Genomic DNA, 23530 nt, shown 5'->3' on the forward strand with positions numbered 1-23530 from the left:
ACAGAGCTAGCTCCGCTGGGTGACCTGGGCGAGCTTGGTCCATCCTTCGGGGGACTGCGGCCCGTCGACCTCCAGCAACCGGAGGTAGCACTCCCTGGCCAGCAGCACCTTTTGCAGCTCCTCCAGGATCTCCTCGAAGAACTGCTCCCGGTAGCCGGCGTCGTTGACCGCGTAGACCGCGAAGTACAGCGCGGAGAAGGCGGCCATCACGATGGAGACCTGGATCAGCTCGTTGCTGACCCCCTCGATCGGGATCGGGATGGTGAAGAAGGTGCCCTCGGTGAGCGGGTGGCCCACCCAGGCCTCGGCCACCGAGTCCTTGATCGCGATCGCGCCGAAGGTGACGAAGAACAGGAACACCAGCAGGCCGAGCAGGGCGATCTGCAGGCCCTGGCTGACGAAGGCGATGAGCAGCACGTTGAGCCGCTCGCCCAGCTTCATCGGGTGCCGGTCGAAGTTCAGGTCCTCATCCGGCAGTTGCTCGGCCAGCCTGCCCAGCTCGGTGCCGGCGCAGGCCGCGCGCACCGAGTCCGGGGTGATCTCCACCCGCAGCTTCTTCAGCTCCTCGGGCAGCCGCACGCACAGGAACAGCGCGATGATCACGATGAAGAACCAGGCGATGCCCCACAGCCTCGGCCGGTCCAGGTTGCCGGACATCTGCCAGTTCTCGGTGTTGATGAACAGGAAGGTGACCAGGAGCAGCAGCAGCGGCACCGCCCTGGTGACCAGCCTGCCCAGGTTGCCCAGGTGTGGCACCAGGTGCCAGCAGGCCCAGTGCACCAGCGAGCCGATGCCCGCCCTGGTGAAGGCGTAGACCACCAGGATCAGCGCGGCGCCGATGACCAGGTCCTCCCGCGCGCCGGCCAGGTTCCAGCTGGTCAGCACCTCCAGCAGCGGGGGCAGCAGCAGGGTGATCACGGCGCCGGTGATGCCCGCGGTGCGGCTGCGCAGGTAGCGGCGGCCGGTGCGCGACCAGAGGAACAGCAGGGCGAAGCCGACCGCTGTGACAGTGGCCACACCCAAACCGGTGAGCGAGTAGGCGTCGGAGTCGGCCATCGCCGCGTCCGCCTCGGCGTTGGGCAGGTGGCGGTAGGGCGGGCTCCAGCGCCAGGCCACGGTCACCGCGGTGTAGCCGAGCACGCCACCCAGGAAGAACATCAGCGCTGGAAGGGACCGGGCGAGCACCGGGTGCTTGCGCATGTTCCGGACCACAAAAGGCATGCCCTCGCGCAGGAACCAGCGCTCGACTTCCTTGATCGGCAGGGCGTTCCGCTGCTTCTCACTCGCCACCCGGCTGAGGCTATCCGCGTCCGCTCGATCGGGTGCGGTCGGTCGAGCCGGGTGGGAACCCAGCGGTCAAGAATGAGACATCGGTGTATCGTTTGATGCGTGGACGTCCAATCGGACCAGGGGGCCGCGCGCCCCTCCCGGGTACCTGTCTGGGGCCTGCTCGGCTCGACGGCGCTGTCCGTCACCGGCAACGCGATCGTGGCGGTCGCGATGCCGATCCTGGTGTTGCAGCGCACGGGTAGCGCCGTGCTCGCGGGTGTGGTCGCGGCCGCGGCCGCCGCTCCGCTGGTGCTCTCCGCGCTGTTCGGCGGGGCGCTGGTGGACCGGTTCGGCCGGCGGCGCTCCAGCGTGGCCGCCGACCTGCTCAGCGCGGCCGCGGTGGCCGCGCTGCCGCTGCTGGACATGACCGTGGGCCTGGGCATCCCGGTGATCCTGGCCCTGGTCGCGCTCGGCGCGGTCTTCGACGGCCCCGGCATGGCCGCGCGCGAGTCGCTGCGGCCGGATGTGGCGGCCCGCGCGAAGCTACCCCTTGAGAAGATCAACTCCTGGGGTGAGGCGGTGGACGGGATCGGCGGCGTGGCCGGTCCCGGACTCGCCGGTGTGCTGATCGCGGTGATCGGGCCGATGAACACCTTGTGGGCCACCGTGATCATGTTCTTCCTGGCTTCGGTGCTCACCTTCGCCGTGGTGCCCTCCACCGAGGTCAGGGGCAAGGACCGGCCGCCTGCCGAGCCGTACTGGCAGTCGGTGTGGCAGGGCCTGAAGTTCGTCTGGACCGAGGGCGCACTGCGCGCCACCGCGCTCACCGGCATGCTGATCGTGCTGTTCCTGGCCCCGATCACCTCGGTGATCATGCCCGCGATGATGTTCCAGGCCGGGCGGCCCGAGCAGACCGGTTTTGTGCTCGCGCTCTTCGCCGTCGGCGGCATCATCGGCGCCATCGGCTACGGCGTGATCGCCAGGTGGGCCTCCCGCCGCGCCTCGCTGCTGGGCGCGCTGCTGCTGACCTCGGTGGCCTTCTGCGGCTTCGCGCTGAGCACCGAGTTCGGCTGGCTGCTCACCCTGGCGCTGATCACCGGTGTGGTCTCCGGCCCGATCAACCCGGTCACCGCGGTGGTCATGCAGGAGCGCACGCCGGAGCACATGCGCGGCCGGGTGATCGGCACGGTCGCCTCGCTGTCCCTGGCGGCCAGCCCGCTGGGCGCGGTGGTCGCCGGTCCCATCGTCGAATTCTCCGGTCCCGCAACGGCTTTCGTCATCATCGGCGCCGGCTGTCTGCTGGCCACCGCCTACGCCGCCCTCACCCCGGGGCTGCGCCGGATCGAACCTTCGCAGGCGCCGTTCGCTCCGGCGCCGGAGAAGGCGAACACTCGATGAGAGGACACCGATGAACAACCTGGGCCCCGCCGCCTCCCTTCGGCTCGGCTCGCAGATCCAGGCTGCCAAGGCCGCGAACTGGCTGCTCGGCGGACTCGGCGATCTGCTCGTGCAGGTGGAGCACCCGAAATGGCGGGACGACCCGTATCCGCTCTACGAACGGATGCGGGAGAAGGGCCCGCTCTACCGCGGGCTCAGCGGCACCTGGGCCACCACCTCCTTCGCCCTGTGCAACCAGGTGCTGCGGGACCGCCGCTTCGGCATGAAGAACGCCGACGGCTCCCCGCCGCTGGGCGGTGCGATGGCCGTGGTGTCGCAGAACTACCCGGAAAGCTTCCTGGACATGGACCCGCCGGACCACACCCGGCTGCGCAGGCTGGCCGCGCCCGCGTTCAACCCGCGCCGGGTGGACGGCTACCGGCCGAGGGTGCAGCAGATCGTGGACTCGCTGCTGGACGCGGTGGAGCAGCAGGAGAGCTTCGACCTGGTCCGCGACCTGGCCGCGCCGCTGCCGATCACGGTGATCAGCGACCTGCTGGGCATCCCGGAGCCGGACCGGGCCGCCTTCGCCGAGTACGGCGCGATGATCGGCGAGGGCCTCAGCGGCGTGCACTCCATCCGCCAGGCCAAGGACCTGATCGAGGTCGGCGCGGACCTGGTCTCGCTGTTCGACCGGCTGTTGCATGAGCGCGCAAAGGAACCCGGCGACGACGTGATCAGCAGCCTCGCGGTCGCGGTCGGCGAGGAGAAGATGACCGCGCACGAGCTGCACGGCTGCGCGCTGCTGCTGCTGGTGGCCGGGTTCGAGACCACGGTCAACCTGATCGGCAACGGCGTGCGCGCGCTGCTGGCGCACCCGGAGCAGTGGGCGCAGCTGCGCGCCAAGCCGGAGCTGGCCGCCTCCACGGTGGAGGAGGTGCTGCGCTACGACCCGCCGGTGCAAGCCTCCATGCGGGTCGCGCACACCGACGTCGAGCTCGCGGGCGAGACCATCAAGGCCGGTCAGCTGGTCGGCGTGCTGCTGGCCGCGGGCAACCGCGACCCCGAGGTCTACGACGAGCCCGCCAAGTTCGACATCACCCGCGGCAGCGGACCGGAGCACCTGGCCTTCTCCAGTGGCATCCACTACTGCCTCGGCGCGCGGCTGGCCCGGATCGAGGGCGAGCTGGTCTTCCGCACGCTGGCCGAGCGGATGCCGCTGCTGCGGCAGGCCGGTCCGCTGGAACGGCGGGAGACCAACTCCATCCGGGGGCTGCGCAAGTTCCCGGTGGCCGCGAACTTCCCGGCCCAGCGCTGCCAGTGACCGCCTGACCCCGTGTCGCCCCGCTCCGCCCGGCGGGGCGCCACGGGCCGGTCGGCCACCCGGTCGTGAGCGTGTCCCGGGCCACCTTCACCAGGGCTTTTGCCCATTCGCGCATTAGCATGCGGGGCGTCACAGGTCGTCGGTGCGAGGGAGCAAGTTCGTGCGGGACATCGCGGTCTTCAGTGGCAGTGCGCACCCCGAGTTGGCCGCGGAGATCTGCGCCCACCTGGAAGTGCCGCTGCGGCCGGTGCGGACCCAGCGCTTCGCCAACGACTGCATCGAGGTGCAGCTGCAGGCCAACTGCCGGCAGCGGGACGTGTTCCTGATCCAGCCGCTGGTGACGCCGGTGCAGGAGAACCTGGTCGAGCTGCTGCTGATGCTGGACGCGGCGCGCGGGGCCTCGGCGGCGCGGACCACCGTGGTGATGCCGCACTACGCCTACGCGCGCTCGGACAAGAAGGACGCGCCGCGGATCTCCATCGGCGGGCGGCTGGTGGCCGACCTGCTGGTGGCCGCGGGGGCCAACCGGGTGCTGGCGATGACGCTGCACTCGCCGCAGGTGCACGGGTTCTTCAGCGTGCCGGTGGACCACCTGCACGCGCTGCGCGAGCTGGCCGGGCACTTCCGGCAGTACGACCTGGGCAACACCACCGTGGTCTCGCCGGACCTGGGCAACGCCAAGGAGGCCTCGCACTTCGCCCGGCTGCTCGGCGTGCCGGTGGCGGCCGGGGCCAAGCAGCGCTTCGCCGACGACAAGGTGACCATCAGCTCGGTGATCGGCGAGGTGGCCGGGCGGGACATCATCGTGCTGGACGACGAGATCGCCAAGGGCAGCACCGTGCTGGAGCTGCTGGACCGGCTGCGCGAGCTGGGCGCGCGCACCATCAGGGTGGCCTGCACGCACGGGCTGTTCTCCTCGGGCGCGCTCAAGCGGATCGGCGACCAGCCGGACGTGCTGGAGATCGTGTGCACCAACACGGTGCCGATCCCGGCCGGTGAGCGGGTGCCCAAGCTGAAGATCCTCTCCATCGCGCCCGCGCTGGCCGAGGCGATGCGGCGCATCCACAACGGCGAGTCGGTCAGCGCGCTGTTCGACGCTTAGGCCGGGAACAGCTGCTCGGCGACCTGGCGGCAGACCGAGGCGCCGTGCGACTGGCCGAGCTTGGCCGGGTAGCTGGCCAGCACGGCGAGCACCTTGTCCTCCCACACCGCGAGGCAGTTCACCGCCCAGTTGCCGGTGGCCCCGTGCTCGGTCCAGCCGTTCTTGATCGCGAGCGGCTTGCCGGCCAGGCCCGGGGCCTGCGCGATGCCAAAAGCGTTGCTGGGGTCCACGTTCCGCATCTCCTCGCGCAGCCATTTGGTCCACTGTGGACTGAGGTGGCGGCCGTCGAAGAGGCACTGGCCCATCCTGGTCGCGTCGTCGGCGGTCATCCTGGTCTTGGACCACCAGCCGGTCTTGATCGTGGTGCCGGTCAGGCCGCAGGTGCGGATCAGCCGCAGGATCACCTGGTCCGAGCCGCGCTGGCGGTAGAGCCGTTGCGCGGCCTGGTCATCGGAGACGTGGATCATGCGGTGCAGGTTGGTCAGGTCGGCCGGGCTGGGCTTGGCCTGGCCGAGCCCGTTGAGGAAGTCGAAGGCGATCCAGGCCTTGACCATCGACTCCACCGTGTTGGCGAAGCGGTCCTGGTTGGCCGAGCCGCGCACCGCGCCGGTCTTGGTCTCGCGCAGCGACCAGGAGTACTGGCCTGGCGTGTCCACCCTGACCTCGGGGCTGACCACGCGCTGCTGCGCGTCCGGGGTCTGTGGCTGGGCGCCGAACCCGGCCACGGTGGGTTCCGGCGCTCGCTGGCAGCCGGCCACGGCCACGGTGAGCAGGACGAACAGGGCGGCTGTCCACTTGCGACTCATGGCCGCGAAGCTAGGAACGGCGTGATGAAGAACTGACGAAGAAGCCGTGCGGGGGCGGTGCGATCAGGCGCGGGCGGGTGATTTCACGGCAACCGCGGCCGCCCTTCATCATTTCTTCACGGCGCCGGGCGGGACGGCTGCGACACTGGGCCGGTGAGCGCGCGCATCCTCCTCGCCGAGGACGACCAGAAGCAGGCGCACCTGATCCGCGTCTACCTGGAACGCGCCGGGCACAGCGTGCTCGCCTGCGCGGACGGGCGGACCGCGCTGGAACTGGCCCGCAGCAGGCGGCCGGACCTGATCGTGCTGGACGTGATGATGCCCGAGGTGGACGGCCTCGACGTGTGCCGCATCCTGCGCGCGGAGTCCAGGGTGCCGATCCTGATGCTCACCGCCCGCTCCACCGAGTCGGACCTGCTGCTGGGACTGGACCTGGGCGCGGACGACTACATGGTCAAACCGTTCAGCCCGGCCGAGCTGACCGCCAGGGTGCGCGCCCTGCTGCGCCGCGCCGCCGGCCGGACCGCGCCGGAGCTGATCACGGTGGGGGAGCTGGAGATCGACCCGACCCGGTTCACCGTGCGGCTGCGCGGCGAGCTGGTGGAGCTGACCGCCAAGGAGTTCGACATCCTGCACGCGCTGGCCCAGCAGCCAGGCGTGCCGCTGACCCGCACCCAGATCCTGGAGCGCGCCTTCGGTTTCGACAACCACGTGCTGGAGCGCACGGTGGACGCGCACGTGAAGAACCTGCGCCGCAAGGTGGAGGACGATCCGGCCCGGCCGCGCTACCTGCTCACGGTGAGCGGGCGCGGGTACAAGCTGGCCGAGGACGCCGGATGAGTCCGCGCTGGCACGGCAGCCTGCGGTTCCGGCTGCTGATGCTGACCGCGGTGGTCGCGGTGCTGGCCGCCGGGCTGACCGCGTGGCTGACCGTGTACCAGGCCAGTCAGCAGGTGTCCTCGGACGTGGCCGCCGAGGAGGCGGTGTCCAAGTCCATTGTGGACGAACTGGTCGGCTACGGCGCGCTGCGCGGCAAGTGGGACGGCGTCGCGGGCACCGTGCGCACGCTCAGGGACCGCACCGGGCAACGGATCCGGCTCACCACCATGGCCGGTGAGGTGGTGGTGGACAGCGACACCCTGGACGGCGGCGCCGCGCGGCCGCTGGGCAACCGGACGCCGTTGCTGATCGATCCGGTGCCCACCCCGGTCCTGCCGCCGGATGCCTTCGCCACCTCGATCCCGCTGACCACCGTCACCATCTTCAGGACCCAGCCCCCGGCCAGCACCCAGTCCGTCCCGGTCACCACGGAGACGACCTCGCCGCAGGGCTACACCACCACCCCGGCGCAGACCTGGCTGTCCCGGTTGCTCAACTACGGCAAGGACGTCGAGCTCGCCAACTGCCTGATCGACAAGGGCTACCCGGTGGAGCAGCAGTCGAAGCCGGACGGGATCCCGGTGGTGGACCTGACCGGGCCCGGACCGGACCAGGGCCGCAAGCAGGCGCTGGGTGACTGTGCGGGCAAGATCCGCGCCGCGGAGCTGGTCAGGGTGGCGGGCGTGGCCTTCGACACGTGCAAGGTCAAACCGGACGGGAGCACCCAGCAGTGCGTGCTCAGCAGGTTCCGCAGCAAGATCGAGGAGATCATGCCGCCGCCGCTGCTGCTGTCCATGGGCGCGGGCGAGTCGCCGGCCACCCGGACCGTGCCGCTGCTGCCCGCGCTGCTGGCGGCCGCGGGGGTGGCGCTGGTGGCGATCCTGGGCATGTGGCTGGTCAGCCGCCGGGTGCTGCGGCCGGTGGGCGCGCTGATGACCGCCTCCACCCGGCTCGGCGCGGGTGACCTGGCCGAGCGGGTGCCGGTGCGCGGCAACGACGAGATCGCCGACCTGGCCGGAGCGTTCAACCGGATGGCGGACTCCTTGCAGCGCAGCGAGGAACGGCAGCGGCGGATGATCGCCGACATCGCGCACGAGCTGCGCACCCCGCTGGCCAACATCCGCGGCTACCTGGAGGCGCTCAAGGACGGCGTGCTGCCACCGGATCCGGACCTGTTCGACTCGCTGCACGAGGAAGCCCTGTGGCAGCAGCGGCTGATCGAGGACATCCAGCTGCTCGCCCTCGCCGACGCCGGATCGCTGTCCTACCAGCACGAACCGGTGGACCTCGGCGAGGTGGTGGCGGCCACCCGCACCGGCTTCCAGGCGGTGGCCACCGCGGCCGGGGTGGCACTCGTGTCCACTGTGGACGATCCAGCGCCGGTGGTGACCGGGGACCCGAACCGGCTGCGGCAGGTGCTGGGCAACCTGGTGAGCAACGCGATCAGGGCCACCCCGGCCGGTGGCCTGGTCGAGCTGGCCGCGCGGGCCGAGAGCGGGATGGCGGTGCTCACCGTGACCGACACCGGGCGCGGCATCCGGGCGGCGGACCTGCCGCACGTGTTCGACCGGTTCTGGCGGGCCGACGACGCGCGCGCCAGGGCCACCGGTGGGAGCGGGCTGGGGCTGTCCATCGCGCGGGAGATCGTCACCGCGCACGGGGGCACGATCACGGCGGAGAGTCCGGTGCGGGCTGCGGGCTCCCGGTTCAGCGTGCGGCTGCCGCTGCTCACCGGCACGGCGGGCGGTACGGGTAGTCAGGGAACCGCGCCGACCACTCCTCCGCGGTGATCGGCGTCCCGGCCAGCGCGCACAGCCGGTTCACCGCGGCGTCCGGATCGGTGTCCCAGAACCGCAGGGTGTGCCCGCTCGCGGCCAGCGCGATCCGCCTGCCGCCGGTGTGGAAGACCGCGGTGACCGGGGCGTCCGGGCTGGTCAGCGGCGCGTGGAGCTGGGGGTTCGCCGGGTCGGCCAGGTCCCACAGCCGGGCGGCGCCCTCGCCGCCGGTGGTCACCAGGGTGCGGCCGTCCGGGCTGAACGTGGCGGTGTGCACCGGGCCGCGGTGACCGCTGATCACGGCCAGCGGCACCGGCCGGGCCGGCTCGCCGACCCGCCACAGCCGGGCGCTCTGGTCCAGGCTCGCCCCGGCCAGGAGCTGCCCGTCCGGGCTGAACGACACCCCGGTGACCGCCTCCCGGAAACCGGTGATCTTGGCTTCCTGACGCGGGTTTCCCGGCTCGCGCAGGTCCCACAGCCGGATCGAGCGGTCGGTGTTGCCGGAGGCCAGGTGGCGGCTGTCCGGGCTGAAGGCCACCGCGTTCACGGTGCGGAAGTCATCGGCCAGGATGGCCAGCCGCTTCGGCGCGCGCGGATCGGAGATGTTCCACAGCACCAGGTCCCCGGCGTCGTCGCCACTGGCCAGCAGGCTGCCATCGGGGCTGAGCGCGACCCGGCCCACGGTCTCCCGGTAACCGTCCATAGTGGACAGACGGGCCGGGTGGTCAGGATCGGCCAGGTCCCACAGCCGGACGGTGCGGTCCCTGCCCGCGGTGGCCAGGCGGCGACCGTCGGCGCTGAACGCGGTGTGCTGCACCGCGTCGGCGTGCCCGGTCAGCGTGCCCAGCGGGAGCAGGCCGGACCAGTCGGTGCGCCACAGCCGGACCTCCGGCGCGCGCACCGCGGTGGTGGCCAGCAGGCTGCTCTCCTGGTGCGCGAACACCCCGTCGATCTCGTGCTGCCCGCCCGCCGGGTTGGCCAGCGGGTCGTGCCACAGGTAGGAGCGGCCGCCGCTGCTGGCGGAGGCGAGCAGCCGCCCGGCCCGGTCGAAGGCGATGGCGCGCACCCGGTTCGGCTGCCGCAGCCGCTGGATCTCCCGGCCGGAGACCAGGTCCAGCACCCGCAGCACCCCGTCGTTGGCGCCCAGCACCACCCGGTCGGCGTCCGGGCCGAAGGCCAGGCCGCGCACCAGCACATCCGGCGCGGGCACGGTGCGCGCAGCGCCGCGCTCGGCCAGCCACAGCGCGTGCGTCTCGTCGGCGACCACCAGGCGGCGGCCGTCCTGGCTGTAGGTGATCGCGCTGACCGGCCCGCGCGCGGTCAGGATGTGTTGCGGCGCACCGGGATTGGCCGGATCGGTCAGCTGCCAGCCGAGCACCACGCCGTCCTGCCCGGCGGTGGCCAGGGTCGGGCCGTCCGGGCTGAAGGCCAGTCCGAACACCTCGCCGGTGTGTCCGGGTAGCACCGAGACCTGTTGCGGGGCAGTGGGATCGCGCAGGGACCAGAGCCGGGTCACCGCGTCCGCCGAGCCCGCGGTGGCCAGCAGCGTGCCGTCCGGGCTGAACTCCAGCTGGTTCACCTTGGTCCGGGGCAGCAGCGCGGCCAGCTGCCTGGCTCGCACCGGCACGCCAACGTCCCACAGCGCCACCCCGCCCGCGCCGGAGAGCGCGAGCCAGTGCCCGTCCGGGCTGAACTCCAGGCCGGTGACCCGCCCGGTGTTGGGCAGCGTGCGCAGCGGCTCACTGCGCCGGCCGTCGGTGGCGTCCCACAGCTGCACCAGCCCGTCCTGGCCGCCGGTGGCCAGCAGCCCGCCGTCCGGCCGGAGCGCGACCACGTCCACCTGCTCGCCGCCGCCGTGCAGCCGGGTCGGGTAGGCGGTGGCGAAGGCGGAGAGCACCGCGCCACGCGCGGCCGGGGTGCCGGCCAGCTGGTAGGCGGCCAGCCCGAGCTGCCCGGCCAGCGAGGGGTCGCTGCCGAGCAGACCGGCCGCCTGCTCGCCGACCTGGCGCGAGGTGGCCTCATCCCGCGAGGTGAGCGCCTCCCGCCGCTGCACCAGGGCGATCCCGCCGGTGAGCGCCGCGATCAGCACGAACACGGTGAGCGCGGCGACCAGCGTGCGCAGCCGCCGCACTCCGCGCTGCTCCTCGTGCTGCCCGGCCCGCAGGAACTCCCGCTCCAGCGGCGTGACCTCGGCCGGGTGGGCGGCCTCCCACGCGGTCGCGGTGGCCAGCGCGACACCCCGGTAGGTCAGCGCGGGCACCCGGCCGTTGCCCACCCAGAGGTCGGCGGCCTCGCTGATGTGCTGCCGGGCGCGCAGCGCGACCCGGTCGGTGTCGATCCACTCGCGCAGCCGCGGCCAGGCCCTGACCAGCGCCTCGTGCGTGATCTCGACCGCGTCCCGGTCCAGCACCAGCAGCCGGGCCGCGGCGAATGCCTCCAGCGCGACCAGCGCCGGGTCCTGCCGGTCGCCCGCGCTGAGCTGGGCCAGCGGCACCCGCCGCCGGGTGTCCTCGCCGTCGGGGCCCAGGCGCACCAGCCGCAGCAGCAACCGCCGCGCCGCCTGCCGGGCGTCCTCGTCCAGCTGGGTGTAGACCTGCTCGGCCGCGGCCGCCACCGCGCCGCGGATCCCGCCGGTGGCCCGGTACCCGGCCACGGTGAGCCGGTCCTGCTCGCGGTGCTCCCAGGTGCCCAGCAGCGCATAGGACAGCAGCGGCAGCGAACCGGGCTCATAACCGCGCTCCCCGGCGCCAAGCTCGCTGAGCAGCAGCTCGACCAGCCCCGGTTCCACGGTCAGCTTGGCCGCCGCGGCCGGACCGGTGATCGCCTCGGTGAGCTCGGCCCGGGACATCGCGCCGACCGCGAACTGGTTGTGCCGCACCACTTCCAGCAGTTCGGGCTGGGCGAGGCACTGCGGGAAGAAGTCGGCCCGCACCGCCAGCACCACCCCGTCAGCGCCCCGGCGGCAGACCTCGGCGATGAACTCCGAGCGCTCCGCCGCCGACTCGCAGAGGGTGAAGACCTCCTCGAACTGGTCCACCACCAGCGCCGCCCCCCGGCTCCGGCAGCCCACCGCCCGGCGTGACCACCCGCACCGCGCCCAGCCGGGGCGCCAGCCCAGCCCGCAGCAGCGAGGACTTCCCGGCCCCCCGAGGCCCCGAACACCACCAGCGGCCTGCCCCGCCCGCGCGCCGCCTCGAAGGCCGCCACCAGCTCCGCGGTGAGCCGCTCCCGCCCGAAGAACCACCGCCGGTCCGCCGCCTCGAACGCGGCCAGCCCCCGGTACGGGCACACCGGCTCGGCCGCCGCGGCCGCCAGCTCGATGAGCAGACCCCGCCCGTCGAGCACCTCGTCCAGCCGCCGCGCCAGGTCCGGCGTCGGCGGTTTGCGCTCGTGCTCCAGGTTGCTGAGATAGCCCTTGCTGTAGTGCGTGCGCGCCGACAACGCGGCCAGCGACAGCCCCCGCTCCCGCCGCAACCGCCGCAGCCCAGCGGCGAACGCGGTGCCGCCGCCCATGTCATTCCCCCTGGTCAGAGCCTGTAATCCGGTGTCCCCTGGCAGAGGATACGGAAAGCGTCAGACCAGCCTGGCCCGCCGTCGCGGACGCGCGGCGGCTCGCTATCCAGCAGGGGCACACCCGTTGGCCAGCAGGTTCGCCCCTGGCCCTGCCGCCGCCCGGGCAACGCCCGCCGAGTCGGACGCCCTTTGGGGCAGTGATCTCCGCATCCTCACCGGACCGGACTAACCGGGGAACAGCACGATCTTGCCGACGTGCCGCCGTTGCAGGAACTGGCGTTGCGCGGCATGCACTTCCGCCAGGGGGAAGGTGGCCGCGACCGGTGGTCGCACGGCGCCCGTCCTGGCGGCGGCGACCAGTTTGGCGAAGTGCGGGCGGGTGTGCATGGACGAGCCGATCAGGCCGATGTTGTGCAGGTACAGCCGCCGCAGGTCGAAGTGGATGGTGGGGCCGGCCACCGCGCCCGCGATCACCCAGCGGCCGTCGTCGCGCAGCAGTGGCAGCAGGTCGTTGACCGCGGCCCCGCCCGCGATGTCGGCCACCGCGTCCAGGCCGTCCGGGGCCTGGGCGCGGATCTGCTCGGCCAGGTCGCCCGCGTCCCTGGTGACCACGCCGGTGGCGCCGAGGGCGCGGACGTCGGTTTCCTTGGCCGCGGTGGTCATCGCGATCGGGCGCGCGCCGCGGGCGGCCAGCAGCTGCACCAGTGCCGCGCCCACGCCGCCGGAGGCGCCGGTGACCAGCACGGTCTCGCCCGCGCCGATGCCGCCGCGTTCCAGCATGCCCATCGCGGTGCCGTAGGCCACCGGCAGGCAGGCCAGCTGGGCGTCGGTCAGCGGGGAGCCGCCCACCTCGTGCGCCCGTTCGGCGCGCACCAGCACGTAGTCGGCGAAGCCGCCGTCGGCCTCGCTGCCGAGCAGGCCAACCGGCGGGGCGTGCTCGCCCTCGTCCCGGTACAGCGCGGAGTCCACCAGCACCCGCTGCCCGGTCCGCTCAGCGGGCACGTCCGGCCCGGTGGCCTCGATGACGCCGGCGATGTCGCCGCCCTGCACCCTGGGGAAGTCGATCGGGCCGCGCCAGCCGCTGCGCGCGTCCGGATCACCCGGCCGCCCGTAGGCGCCCTCCCTGGTCCAGACGTCGGTGTTGTTCAGCGCCGCGGCGGTGACCCGCACCAGCACCTCGCCGGGGCCGGGTGCCGGCACCGGGTGGTCGCGGCGCAGTTCCAGGGCGTCCGGGCCGCCGTGCCGGGTGAGGACCGCGGCCGTCATGACCTTGTCCATGTCCCCACCCTGGCACGGCCACGCTCACCCCGCAGACCTGAAGGCCCACTTGCTCTCGTTGCCGGAGCCGTGCACAGCTTGTTGTGCTCCATGAACGCGCCGTGGAAGCTGAAGCGCTGCGCGGTGGAACCGTTGCAGGCGGCCACCTTCAGCGCGGTGCCCGGCATGGTGCTGTCACCGGGGTTCTCCAGGCACTCTGCTCAGGCCGTGGCCAGCGCGAAGACGTGCAACCCGCTGTTGCGCGGGAAGGTGATGCTCGCGATCAGCTTGCCTTCCGGCGCGGCGAACGGCTTGGTGGCCAGGATGTGCGTGGGCACCTCCTGCTTGCCGCCGATCCCGTTGCGGTACGGGGTCTTGGCCACGATCACGTTCTCGTACATCAGGCTGCCGCCACCGCCACCCAGGGTCCAGTCGCTGAAGCCCAGGTCGTAGGTGCCGGTGCTGCCGTCGGTGTAGGTGACCGTGCCCGGCGCGGTGCGGCTGCCGTTGATCGCACTGCCCACAAAGGACAGTCGGCTGACCGGGGTGGTCAGGTTGACGGTCTGGCCGTTGGCGGCGATGTTGTCCGGGCGGCCGAACGGCTCGTCCGGCCAGCGGAAGCCCAGTCCGTGCACCGTGCCGGGCTGACCGGCCACCAGGCCTGCGGCGGCCAGCGCCTGCTTGGAGTAGCTGTAGCCGCCGCCGTCGAAGTTGGCCTCCTCGTGCGTGCCGGGGTCGTCGGAGACCCCGGTGTTGTCCAGCGCGGCGAACCAGGTGCCCGGCGCGGCCACCTTCACGATGAGCTGACGGGTGATGGTCTTGCCGCCGCTGACCGTGACCGTGGCGGTGACCGGGTGGTAGCCCTGACCGGCGGACTCGGCGGTGATCGCGAACTCGGCCTTGCCCACCCCGTCCTTGATCGGCACCGGGCCGGCGCTGGGTTCGATCTTCAGCCCGGCCGCCGGTGCGATCGAGTAGCGGACCTCCGGCTGCGCGCCGGAGAGGTGGTAGACGCTCACCTCGGCCTTGACCGTGCCGCCCGGCGTGGTCACCAGGTGGTCCGGGCCGACGCCGATCTGGTACGGCTGCTCACCCTCGCGCCAGGACGGCGGCGCGTCCGAAGGCGCGGCGCCCCAGGCGGTGTTCGGCTTGGTGTCCATTGTGTACTCGAGGAAACCGCCGCGCTGCACGAAGGACTCGGGCAGCCAGGGCTTGGTGCTGCGCTGCCCGTTCACCCGCAGCTGCTGGATGTAGGGCGCGTCCGGCGCGGCGCCCTTGGCCACGATGGTGATGTCCTTGCCGCGGTCCCGGTTGATCCGGGCGATCGGGAACAGCGGGCTGGACAGCACCAGCTCGGCGCGCGAGGGCACCTGCGGGTACATGCCGAGGGTGGCGAAGACGTACCAGGAGGACATCGCGCCGAGGTCGTCGTTGCCGGGGATGCCGCCGGGGGCGGTGGTCCACAGCGTGTTCACCACCTCGCGGATGGTCTGCTGCGCCTTGTGCGGCGCGCCGGTGTAGTTGTAGAGGTAGGGCACGTTGACCGAGGGCTCATTGTCCATTTCGGACTTCTCGTCGCCGGACTTGCTCAGTGCCCAGCTGCCGTCGGCGTGGTGGAAGAAGTCGTCCAGCCGCTGGTTCACCTTGGCCGCGCCGCCCATGGCCTGGGTCAGCCCGGCCACGTTGTGCTGCACCATCCAGGTGTACTGCGCGCTGCTGCCCTCCACGAACCCGTCACCGGTGCCGGGGGTGAAGTTCGGCGTCCAGCCGCCGTCGGCGTGCCGGTTGCGGATGTAGCCGCCGGTGGCGTGCGCGGCCGGGTCGAAGTTGTTCTGCCACCACTGTGCCCGCTCGGTGAAGGTCCTCGCGGTTGCCTTGTCCCCCAACCGGTCCGCGAGCTGGGCCAGGGCGAAGTCGGCGGTGGAGATCTCCAGCGTCTCGGCCGCGCCGCCCCAGGCGTTGGACACCGAGGGCATGTAGTTGTGCTTGAGGTACTTGTCCAGCGAGGGCCGCTGGCCGACCGACATCACGTTCCAGCCGTCCCGCTTGAGGTCCAGCGCGGTGGGCACGGTGGCCGCCTTGACCAGTGACCGCAACGAGGTCCGCGCGTCGAAGTCGGTGCCGCCGAAGGCGTGGATGCCCGCGATGGCAGGCGCGGCCGGGTCGCCGTTCATCACGTGCGTGCCGCCGTTGTTGTGCGTCCAGCGGTCCCAGATGCCGCCGTTCTGCTGGGCCTGGTTGAGCAGCGACTGCGCGATGTCCGAGCCGATCTTGGGTTCCAGCAACGTGAGCAGCTGGACCTGGGAGCGGTAGACGTCCCAGCCGGAGAAGGTGCCGTACTGCGCGTGCTGACCGGGCGCCGGCCGGTGCACCTTGCCGTCCATGCCCGCGTACTCGCCGTTGACATCGCTGAAGACGTTGGGGTGCAACAGGGAGTGGTAGAGCGCGGTGTAGAACTTCCGCCGGTCCGCCTCGTTGCCGCCACCGACCTGGATCTTCCGCAGCTGCCGGGTCCAGGCCTCCCGCGCGGCCGCCGCGACCTCCTCCACCGCGGCCCGGCGCGGGTTCTCCGCGCGCAGGTTGGCCTTGGCGTTGTCCAGGCTGACGTAGGAGATGCCGACCCGGACGTTGGTGCTGGTGCTCTTGGCGGTGTCGAAGCCGAGGTAGGCGCCGGATCCCTTGCCCACCACCGGCCAGCCGTTGGCGCCGTAGGTGGTGCCGCCGGTGGCGGTGGTCGCGCCGGGGTTCAGCTTGTCGTCCTGCCAGGTGCCCACCGAGCTGAACGGCTGGTCGAACTCGGCGACGAAGTGCAGCTTGTAGTAGGAGCGGCGGCCCTCCTTGTCCAGGTAGCCGCAGAAGTTCCCGCTGGTCACCGACCCGGTGACGGTCCGGGCAGCCGGGTCAACCGACACACTCGCGTCCGAGGACCCGACCTGGGAGTTGGCCGTGCGCACCAGCAACGCGGCGGGCTTGCCCGCCGGGAAGGTGAACCGCCCCGCACCGGTGCGCAGGGTCGCGGACAGGTCGGCTTTCGCGCCGGAGTCCAGGGTGACCGAGTAGCGCCCGGCCTTGGCGGACTCGTTGGCGTGGCTGAAGGTGCTCGCGTACACCTCGTCCTTGCCGTCCAGCGCCGGCGAGCTGTTCACCTCACCCACGTGCGGGAAGAACGGGATGTCCCCCGACCCACCGGCACACCCGGTGCCGGACATGTGGGTCAGGCTGAACCCGCGGATCTTGGTCGCGTCGTAGTGGTAGCCACCGGGCGCGGCGGTGCGGGTGGCGTTGCCCTTGGTGTTCTCCGGGCTCCAGGACAGCATGCCGAAGGGCAGCACCGCACCGGGGAAGACGTTGCCCAGGTTCTTGGTCCCGATCAGCGGATCGACGTAGGCCGCCGGATCGCCTGCCAGCCGGTACCCGCTCCCGTCGAGCGGATCAGCCGAGGCCGTCCCGCCGACCGTTCCCAGCACCAGCACGGCGGTCACCGCACCAGCCAGAGCCCGTGTCCTTCTCACCTGTCCGACCCCATTCACCAGACGTGCGCAGACAACGTTGACAAGCGATCGTGCTTGGCGGCGCGTCAGAACGTACGTACAGGTGAGAGGCGTGTGAAGAGAAGAGAACGGAAACTGTCCGATTCTGGCCGACAACCTTGACCAGGCGTCCTACGAACGGACTACCACACCCGGCGACCGGACTGGACCACGCAGCACAAGCCGCAGCAACGCCACCCCCAGCACCAGCCACAGCGGCGCCCACAACCCCAGATCCCACCCCGCGTACCACCGGGCCTCAGCCGAAGCCGTCCCGAACAAGGTCACCAGCGCCCCCGACACCCCGGTCCCGCCACGCACGAGCAGAAAGGCGATCGCCAGCCACGCGGGCCCCAGCAACAGCCACCGCGGCAACCGTTCCCGCCACGAGCTGGCCAGCGCCAGGATCACCAGCACCCCGGCCCCCGCGACCAGCGCCGTCAGGACGTGCACCACCAGCGCCGTCGGGTTGTCCCCCAGCAACAACTCCCGGTCCGCCCCGTCCAGCGGCGTCTCCGCCATCAGCACATCCGACCCCAGCGCCCAAGCCAGCTTCATCGCGCCATAGGGCACCGCACACGCCAGCGCCACCCAGGCCGCCCCCGGCAACACCGGCCGCCAGTACCGCAACACGAACCGCCACACCAGCCACGGCCACACCAGCACCACCAACGGCAACTGCACCCACCCGGTCCACACCCCCCGAACCGAGAGCAGCACAACCCCCGCGGCCATCGCCGCCAACGTCACGACCAGCGCGCCGAGCACGACCCAGCGCGCCACCGGCCCCCAGTCCCGCAAGGTCGCCAGCACAATCGCAGCGGCGAACGCTCCCAGCCCGGCATTGCCCAACTGCAACAGCCACACTTCACCGGAACCCCAGCCCGCCGAGTCCGCCCCGACCATTCCGGGCAGGCCAACCCGGCCGATGGCCGCCATGTAGACCTTTTCACCGGCGTAGCACAGCATCTGCGCCGCCACCACCAACGCGGCCCAACGCTCCCAGCGCACCCGATCCCGGTTCATGGCCACACCATGCACCGGCGCTCGCCGAGCAGCCTCCCGATCACGAGGGATCAGGCTCCCCCATGAGAGGGAAACCCCGGACACGCGACGCTTTTGCCTTTGCTCGCAAACGGAGCGGCCGGTCTGGGTGATTCTGCTTCGACGGCCTGGAAAAAACACACCAGCCCTGTCAAGCGCCCCACCCACGCCGCCCACCGCAGCCAAGGGCTGGCACCGGGGCGCTTGACAGGGCTGGTTTGGTTTTGGAAGGTCGTCGAAGCAGAACCACCCAGACCCCGCGGAACCACCCACGCCGCTGAAAGCGCGCCAACACAAACTCGCACTGGTCTGCAACTCATCTCGCCGCCTTTGATCTTCCCCCCTGCTTTGATGGTCTGCCCGTCCGGCGAGGACACTGTCTTCTTCTTTTTTAAAAGCGAAAAGAATGTCCTCGCCGGACGGGCAGACCACCGGAGGGGTTTGACAAGTCAAGAGCCGGGACGAGCAGGTTGCGGGGCGGGGTTTGGATTGCCGGGGCCGGTTCCAGCGTGTTCGCGGTCCTCTCGTCTTCTCCGCACGACCTTCCGACAGCGAACCACATCCCACCGACCAGCCGCCGTCACGTTGCGAGGCTTCGGCGGCGGTTGCTGTGAGCGTCTGCTCGGCGGGATGCGGTGCGCAGTCTCCAGGCCGTACGGAGAAGACGAGAGGCCCGCTTTGTGGGTTTTCACCCCCGGGGGACTAGCTCCACTCCCAGCTCCCGCATGACGAAGGCCAGCCATTCCGCCTGCAACTCAGCCGCGATCCGGGGATCCAGGCTCCCGTGTCCCACCGCCGTCCACACCCGCAGCAGCACCGGATGCGCGCTGCTGCTCGCCTCCCTGAGTGCGGCCACGAACCGCCGGGCCTGCTGCGGCGGGCAGCCGATGTCGCTGTTGCCCACCACCACGAACACCGCCGGATACCGCACCCCGGGCCGGATGTTCTGGCACGGCGAGTACCGGGCCATCACCTCCGCGTCCGCCGGGGCTGCCGGGTTGCCGTAGTCCAGCTCGTACACCGAGCGGATCATCTCCGCGCCCGGTCCGTCGGGCACCGGGGTGAGCACGTCCAGCACCGGCATGGTCGGCACCACCGCTCGCCACAGTTCGGGCTGCTGGGTCACGGCCACTCCGGCGAGCAGGCCGCCGTTCGAGGAGCCTTGGAAGGCAAGGGTTTCGGGGGTAGCGATGTTGCGGCGGACCAGGTCCTCGGCGACCGCGTGGAGGTCGTCGAAGGTGTTCTGCTTGTGCTGGCGGCGGGCCGACTCGTACCACTCGCGGCCGTATTCGCTGCCGCCGCGCAGGTTCGCGTGCACGTAGATGCCGCCTGAGCGCAGCCACGGGGTCAACGCGCCCAGGAACGTTGGCAGCTTGGGGATGTTGAAGCCGCCGTAGGCGCTCACCAGCGTCGGCTGAGCCTCGGTGCGGTCCAGGTCGGTGCGGGCCAGCAGGTAGTACGGGACCCGGGTGCCGTCGGCTGAGGTGGCGAAGTGCTGTTCGACGGTGATGTCGTCCAGGGAAGCGCCCGGTGCCAGGACGTCCAGTGCGCCGGTCTCGGGGTGCAGCTCGTAGGTGGTGTCGGCGGTGGTGAAACTGCTTGCGCTGAAAGCGAAAGCCTCCGTGCCGCTGGGCAGCCGGGACAGTATGGTCAGCTGCATGCTGGCGCTGGCCAACGGCAGCGCGGCCGTCGCCACCGGTGCGCCGTCCAGGGTGTAGCTGCGGATGTCCAGGGACACGTCGTTCAGCGCGGTCACCACCAGGTGCTCGCCCAGCCGGTACAGGCTGCGCAGCACCAGGTCGCTCGCCGGGATCAGCTCCTGCCAGGTGGCCGGGTCCGTTGAGGTCGCCACCGGGATGCGGACCACCCGGCCGCGTGGGGTGTCCGTGCTGATCGCGAGGTAGGTCTGCTCGTCCAGCCAGTCGCCGTAGAGCTCGCCGTGGAAGTCCTCGGGCGCGAACCGGCGGAACTCGCCGGTGCCGGTGTCGGCGATCATCGTCGCCAGGTGCTCGTGTGGCGCGGTGACCACCAGTACCCGGCCGCCGCCGGGGGAGACCTGGGGCACCACGGCCAGCGAGGTGGGCGGGATGCCCGGCACCGCCCAGGTCGCCTCCTGCCCGCCGGTCACCGGGACGAACCGCAGCGTGTGCTCGCCGGTCTCGCCGCGTCCGGCCAGGAAGAAGCCGGTGCTGTCCGGCAGCCAGGCCGGGCGGATCAGGTTGCCCTGCATCGCGGGCACCGCCACCGGCAGCCGCGCGCCGGAGTCCACCTCGACCACCAGGAACTGGCCGAACGGGTCCCCGCCCGCGGCCGCGCTGAAGGCCAGCAGGCGGCCGTCGGGGCTGGGCTCCGGGTAGATCAGCGTGGTGGCCCGGTCGTCCCCGCGCTCGGCGGTCAGCGCGGCCGCGTCCACCAGGACCTGGCCCGGCGCGTCCCGGTCCTCGGCCACCCGGATGGCCTGCGCGGTGCCCTCCTCGTTGCGGTCCAGCCAGAACCAGCGGCCGGCCACCTTCCGCCGCTCGGCCAGCGCCCCGGCCAGCTGGCCTGCCATCAGTGGGGCGATCTCCTCGACCAGCTCGGCGAAGCCGGGGAAGTCCCGCACCGCCCCCATTGCCTTGCTGACCTGCTGTTCCTGCCAGGCCTGCACCTCCTCCGTGTCCGCGTTCAGCCACGTGTAGGCGTCCGTGGTCACTGGCCCTCACCCGCTTCCGGAATATTTCAGATGTTACTATCATCTGGATGGTGAGAGTATTTCGTTGAGTGGCTAGGGTTTGTCAAGTGGCCAGACTGACAAGGGCGGAGCTGCAAGAACTCAACCGCGCCAAGATCCTGGAGGCGGCCAGGGCCGAGTTCGCCGAGCGCGGCTACCGGGACGCCAAGATCGACGACATCGCGGACCGGGCCGGGCTGACCAGGGGCGCGGTCTACTCCAACTTCCCCGGCAAGCGCGCGCTCTACTTCGCCGTGCTGGCCGGGGCTGCCCTCGGCGACCGAGGCGCCCCGGAACCGGTGGACGGCAGCGTGCGCGGCGCGCTGGCCGGCTTCGCCCGGTCCTGGCTGGCCCGCACCGCCAACCCGGAACTGCTCGGCGAGGTGCTCGCCGAGGAGGACACCAGGGGCGTCTACGCGCAGCTGCTGGAGATCCAGTCGGTGCTCTTCGGCCCGCTGCTGCGCACGAGCGAGGGCGACCGGGGCGAGCAGCGGGCCCGGCTCGCGCTGACCGTGCTGCACGGGGCCAACCAGCTGGCCACGCTGGCCCCGGAGTTCGTGGCCGAGGACGCGGTGGTCGCCGCCTGCGCCCAGCTGGCCGACCTGCCTGCCGCCGACACCTGGCGGCCCCCGGCCGACCTGCCGCCGGTGACCAGGCCGAACCTCGCCTGGCCGGAGCTGCTCGCGGTCTGCACCGTGCACGCCACCCCGATCGAGCTCAACGCCGACGGGCTGATCCTCTTCCTCGGCCCCGACCGGCTCGGCGCGGTCGAGGACCTGGTGCGCGGCACCGACGAGCCGGTGACGGTGGTCGCCGGTGCGCTTGGCTCCTCAGAACTGCGGTTGCTGGCCGGACTCACCCTGGCCGGTTTCGGGCACAACCTGCGGGCCGCCGGTGGCGTTCCCGGCCAGGTCAAGGTGGTCTGCGACGCCAGCGCGCCGTCCATCGCGGAGCGGCTCGGCGTGACCGGGCCGGAGACCGCGGTCCGGGTGGCGAACGCCCGGATCACCGCCCGTGCGGACGGTCCGGGCGCGGGCTACGCGCTCACTCGTTGAGCAGACCGGCCCGCCACGCCCAGGCGGCGATCTCCACCCGGTTCCGCGCGCCCAGCTTGGCCTGCACGGAAGCCAGGTGCGTCTTCACCGTGGACAGCGACAGGAACAGCTCCGCGCCGATCTCGGTGTTGGTCAGCCCGCGCGCGGCCGCGCGCACCACGTCCAGCTCGCGCTCGGTCAGTGGCTCGGACGGCTGCTCCGACTTCGGCTTGCCGGTGCCGGTCTTGTTGAAGTGCTCCAGCATGCGCACGGTGATCTGCGGCGAGATCAGCGCGTCCCCGCGCACCGCCGCCCGCACCGCCTCCACCAGCAACGCCGGTCCGGCGTCCTTGAGCAGGAAGCCGCTGGCGCCGTAGCCCAGCGCGGTGTGCACGTACTCGTCCAGGTCGAAGGTGGTCACCACGACGACCTTGATCGGGTCGGTCACGCCGGGGCCGCACAGCTGCTTGGTGACCTCCAGCCCGTCGATGCCGGGCATCCGGATGTCCATCAGGCACACGTCCGGGCGCAGCTGCCGCGCCTGCTGCACCGCGCTGATGCCGTCCGGCACGTCGGCGACCACCTCGATGTCCGGCTGGGCCTCCAGGATCATCCGGAACCCGACCCGCACCATCTCCTGGTCGTCGGCGATCAACACCCGAATCGTCACCGCGTTGCCTCCCGCACCGGCAGCCAGGCGTGCACCTCCCAGCCACCGGACAGCCTCGGCCCGGCGCTGAACCGGCCGCCCAACAGCTCAACCCGTTCCCGCATTCCGACCAGACCGTAGCCCCCCGACCCGCCCGCGGGCGCGGCGGAGGATCCCTTGCCGTCGTCGGTGACCCTGATGTGCACCATCTCGTCCGCGGTGGACACGGCCACCCGCACCGCGGTCAGCCCGACCGCGTGCTTCTGCGTGTTGGTCAGCGACTCCTGCACCACCCGCAGCACCGAGCGGGCCAGCTCCACCGACAGCGTGCGCGGCAGGTCCAGGGTCAGGTACACCGGCAGGCCTGCCGCGGCCGCGTCGTCGACCACCTTGCGGATGTCGGCCACCGGATCGGTGGTGGCCGCGTCGCTGGCGCCGACCTCGCCGACCATCTGCGAGTCGCGCAGGCTGCTCACCAGCGAGCGCATCGCGGTCAGCGCGTCCACCCCGGCCCGCTCGATGTAGGGCAGCACCCGTTGCGCGGCAAGCGGATCCTGCTCCGCCACCACCTGCGCGGCCTGGGCCTGCACCACGATCCCGGTGACGTGGTGCGCGACCACGTCGTGCAGCTCGCGGGCCAGCGCCAGCCGCTCGTCCTGCTGCGCGGAGTTGATCGCCGAGCGCACCGTCCGGCTGCGGTCGGCGTCCCTGGCCCGGAAGTACACCCCGGTGCCGATGGACAGCAGCAGCAACATGCCGGGCACGGCCACCGAGGCCAGCGTGTCGAACAGGTTGCCGCCCGGCCGCACCACCCCGGAGACGATGCCGGAGAACACGATCCCGGCCACCGCGACGGTGGCCCTCGGCGGCGAGGCCTGCCGCACCACGGTGGCGATCAGCGCCATCCCGGCCGCGGTCTCCACCGGTCCCATGCCGGAGACCGCGTCCCAGTGGTTCACCCCGGTGTAGCGCAGCGCCAGGGTCAGGCCGAGCTCGGTGCACACCACGATCAGCGCCGACTCCACCGGCCGCCGCGGCGCCACCACCGCGATCAGCGCGACCAGCGCGTCGGCCAGCCAGGCCAGCAGCAGCACTTCCCCGTTGCGCGAGCTCGCCGCGTAGCTGAGCTCCACCAGCAGCATGAACCCGAGCGCGCCGGCGATCGGCCACTGCCGCCGCAGCAACGGCCGCCAGCCGGTCAACGTGGTGTCCACAGTGGAACACCGTACGTGTCCGGCCCGCGCGCGCACCTCGGCCGGGT

General features: G+C 71.9%; 15 protein-coding genes and 1 pseudogene. 6 read left to right on the forward strand and 10 right to left on the reverse strand.

Features of this window, described 5'->3' with window-relative positions; genetic code table 11:
* Positions 1–6 precede the first annotated feature (6 nt).
* Positions 7–1290: a hypothetical protein gene (locus M8C13_RS09385; protein WP_252480111.1), complete on the reverse strand. Its 1284-nt coding sequence runs from the start codon at positions 1288–1290 to the stop codon at positions 7–9.
* 99 nt (positions 1291–1389) lie between these two features.
* On the opposite strand from M8C13_RS09385, the gene M8C13_RS09390 reads away from it, so the two are divergent.
* The 3 genes from M8C13_RS09390 to M8C13_RS09400 all read left to right on the forward strand — a co-directional run bounded on the left by M8C13_RS09390 (position 1390) and on the right by M8C13_RS09400 (position 5072).
* Entirely contained in the window at positions 1390–2667 is a 1278-nt protein-coding gene (locus tag M8C13_RS09390) for an MFS transporter (protein WP_252480112.1), read from the forward strand.
* Between the two features lie 10 nt (positions 2668–2677).
* Entirely contained in the window at positions 2678–3970 is a 1293-nt protein-coding gene (locus tag M8C13_RS09395) for a cytochrome P450 (protein WP_252480113.1), read from the forward strand.
* A gap of 160 nt (positions 3971–4130) precedes the next feature.
* Positions 4131–5072, forward strand: a complete 942-nt coding sequence (locus M8C13_RS09400; protein ID WP_252480114.1) for a ribose-phosphate pyrophosphokinase — start codon at positions 4131–4133, stop codon at positions 5070–5072.
* Here the strand turns inward: M8C13_RS09400 and M8C13_RS09405 are convergent.
* Positions 5069–5878, reverse strand: a complete 810-nt coding sequence (locus tag M8C13_RS09405; protein WP_252480115.1) for a serine hydrolase — start codon at positions 5876–5878, stop codon at positions 5069–5071. The genes M8C13_RS09400 and M8C13_RS09405 overlap by 4 nt on opposite strands.
* A gap of 153 nt (positions 5879–6031) precedes the next feature.
* Between M8C13_RS09405 and M8C13_RS09410 the strand changes: the two genes are divergently transcribed.
* A complete protein-coding gene (locus tag M8C13_RS09410) occupies positions 6032–6718 on the forward strand; it encodes a response regulator transcription factor (RefSeq protein WP_252480116.1) in 687 nt (228 codons plus the stop codon).
* The gene (locus M8C13_RS09415; RefSeq protein ID WP_252480117.1) at positions 6715–8547 is read left to right on the forward strand and encodes a cell wall metabolism sensor histidine kinase WalK; all 1833 of its coding nucleotides are present in this window, start codon (positions 6715–6717) and stop codon (positions 8545–8547) included. Before M8C13_RS09410 ends, M8C13_RS09415 begins: the two co-directional genes overlap by 4 nt.
* Here the strand turns inward: M8C13_RS09415 and M8C13_RS09420 are convergent.
* The 6 genes and pseudogenes from M8C13_RS09420 to M8C13_RS45360 form a co-directional block, all read right to left on the reverse strand.
* On the reverse strand, positions 8486–11572 hold the full coding sequence (locus tag M8C13_RS09420) for a WD40 repeat domain-containing protein (RefSeq protein ID WP_252480118.1): 3087 nt from the start codon (positions 11570–11572) through the stop codon (positions 8486–8488). The genes M8C13_RS09415 and M8C13_RS09420 overlap by 62 nt on opposite strands.
* 80 nt (positions 11573–11652) lie before the next feature.
* Positions 11653–12045: pseudogene (locus M8C13_RS45755) on the reverse strand (helix-turn-helix domain-containing protein); the annotation flags it as partial.
* Positions 12046–12270: 225 nt separating this feature from the next.
* Entirely contained in the window at positions 12271–13323 is a 1053-nt protein-coding gene (locus M8C13_RS09430) for a zinc-binding dehydrogenase (RefSeq protein WP_252480119.1), read from the reverse strand.
* 200 nt (positions 13324–13523) lie between these two features.
* Complete coding sequence (locus M8C13_RS09435) at positions 13524–16784, reverse strand: GH92 family glycosyl hydrolase (protein ID WP_252480120.1); 3261 nt, start codon at positions 16782–16784, stop codon at positions 13524–13526.
* 180 nt (positions 16785–16964) lie between these two features.
* Positions 16965–17858: a DUF3995 domain-containing protein gene (locus M8C13_RS45030; RefSeq protein ID WP_305883938.1), complete on the reverse strand. Its 894-nt coding sequence runs from the start codon at positions 17856–17858 to the stop codon at positions 16965–16967.
* A gap of 706 nt (positions 17859–18564) precedes the next feature.
* A complete protein-coding gene (locus M8C13_RS45360) occupies positions 18565–20568 on the reverse strand; it encodes a prolyl oligopeptidase family serine peptidase (RefSeq protein WP_252480121.1) in 2004 nt (667 codons plus the stop codon).
* Positions 20569–20654: 86 nt separating this feature from the next.
* Between M8C13_RS45360 and M8C13_RS09455 the strand changes: the two genes are divergently transcribed.
* Positions 20655–21641, forward strand: a complete 987-nt coding sequence (locus tag M8C13_RS09455; protein WP_252480122.1) for a TetR/AcrR family transcriptional regulator — start codon at positions 20655–20657, stop codon at positions 21639–21641.
* On the opposite strand, the gene M8C13_RS09460 is transcribed toward M8C13_RS09455, so the two are convergent.
* Entirely contained in the window at positions 21631–22290 is a 660-nt protein-coding gene (locus M8C13_RS09460; RefSeq protein WP_308202776.1) for a response regulator transcription factor, read from the reverse strand. The two genes, M8C13_RS09455 and M8C13_RS09460, sit on opposite strands and share 11 nt — an antisense overlap.
* Complete coding sequence (locus M8C13_RS09465; protein WP_252480123.1) at positions 22287–23483, reverse strand: sensor histidine kinase; 1197 nt, start codon at positions 23481–23483, stop codon at positions 22287–22289. Before M8C13_RS09465 ends, M8C13_RS09460 begins: the two co-directional genes overlap by 4 nt.
* Positions 23484–23530 lie beyond the last annotated feature (47 nt).

Origin of the sequence: Crossiella sp. SN42, assembly GCF_023897065.1 — a bacterium.
GTDB lineage: Bacteria > Actinomycetota > Actinomycetes > Mycobacteriales > Pseudonocardiaceae > Crossiella.

What these genes read in the sequence shown, in the direction of transcription:
- M8C13_RS09430 (WP_252480119.1), bottom strand. Translation starts at nt 13,323, where the DNA reads ATGGACAAGGTCATGACGGCCGCGGTCCTCACCCGGCACGGCGGCCCG.
- M8C13_RS45030 (WP_305883938.1), bottom strand. Translation starts at nt 17,858, where the DNA reads ATGAACCGGGATCGGGTGCGCTGGGAGCGTTGGGCCGCGTTGGTGGTG.
- M8C13_RS09405 (WP_252480115.1), bottom strand. Translation starts at nt 5,878, where the DNA reads ATGAGTCGCAAGTGGACAGCCGCCCTGTTCGTCCTGCTCACCGTGGCC.
- M8C13_RS09395 (WP_252480113.1), top strand. Translation starts at nt 2,678, where the DNA reads ATGAACAACCTGGGCCCCGCCGCCTCCCTTCGGCTCGGCTCGCAGATC.
- M8C13_RS09415 (WP_252480117.1), top strand. Translation starts at nt 6,715, where the DNA reads ATGAGTCCGCGCTGGCACGGCAGCCTGCGGTTCCGGCTGCTGATGCTG.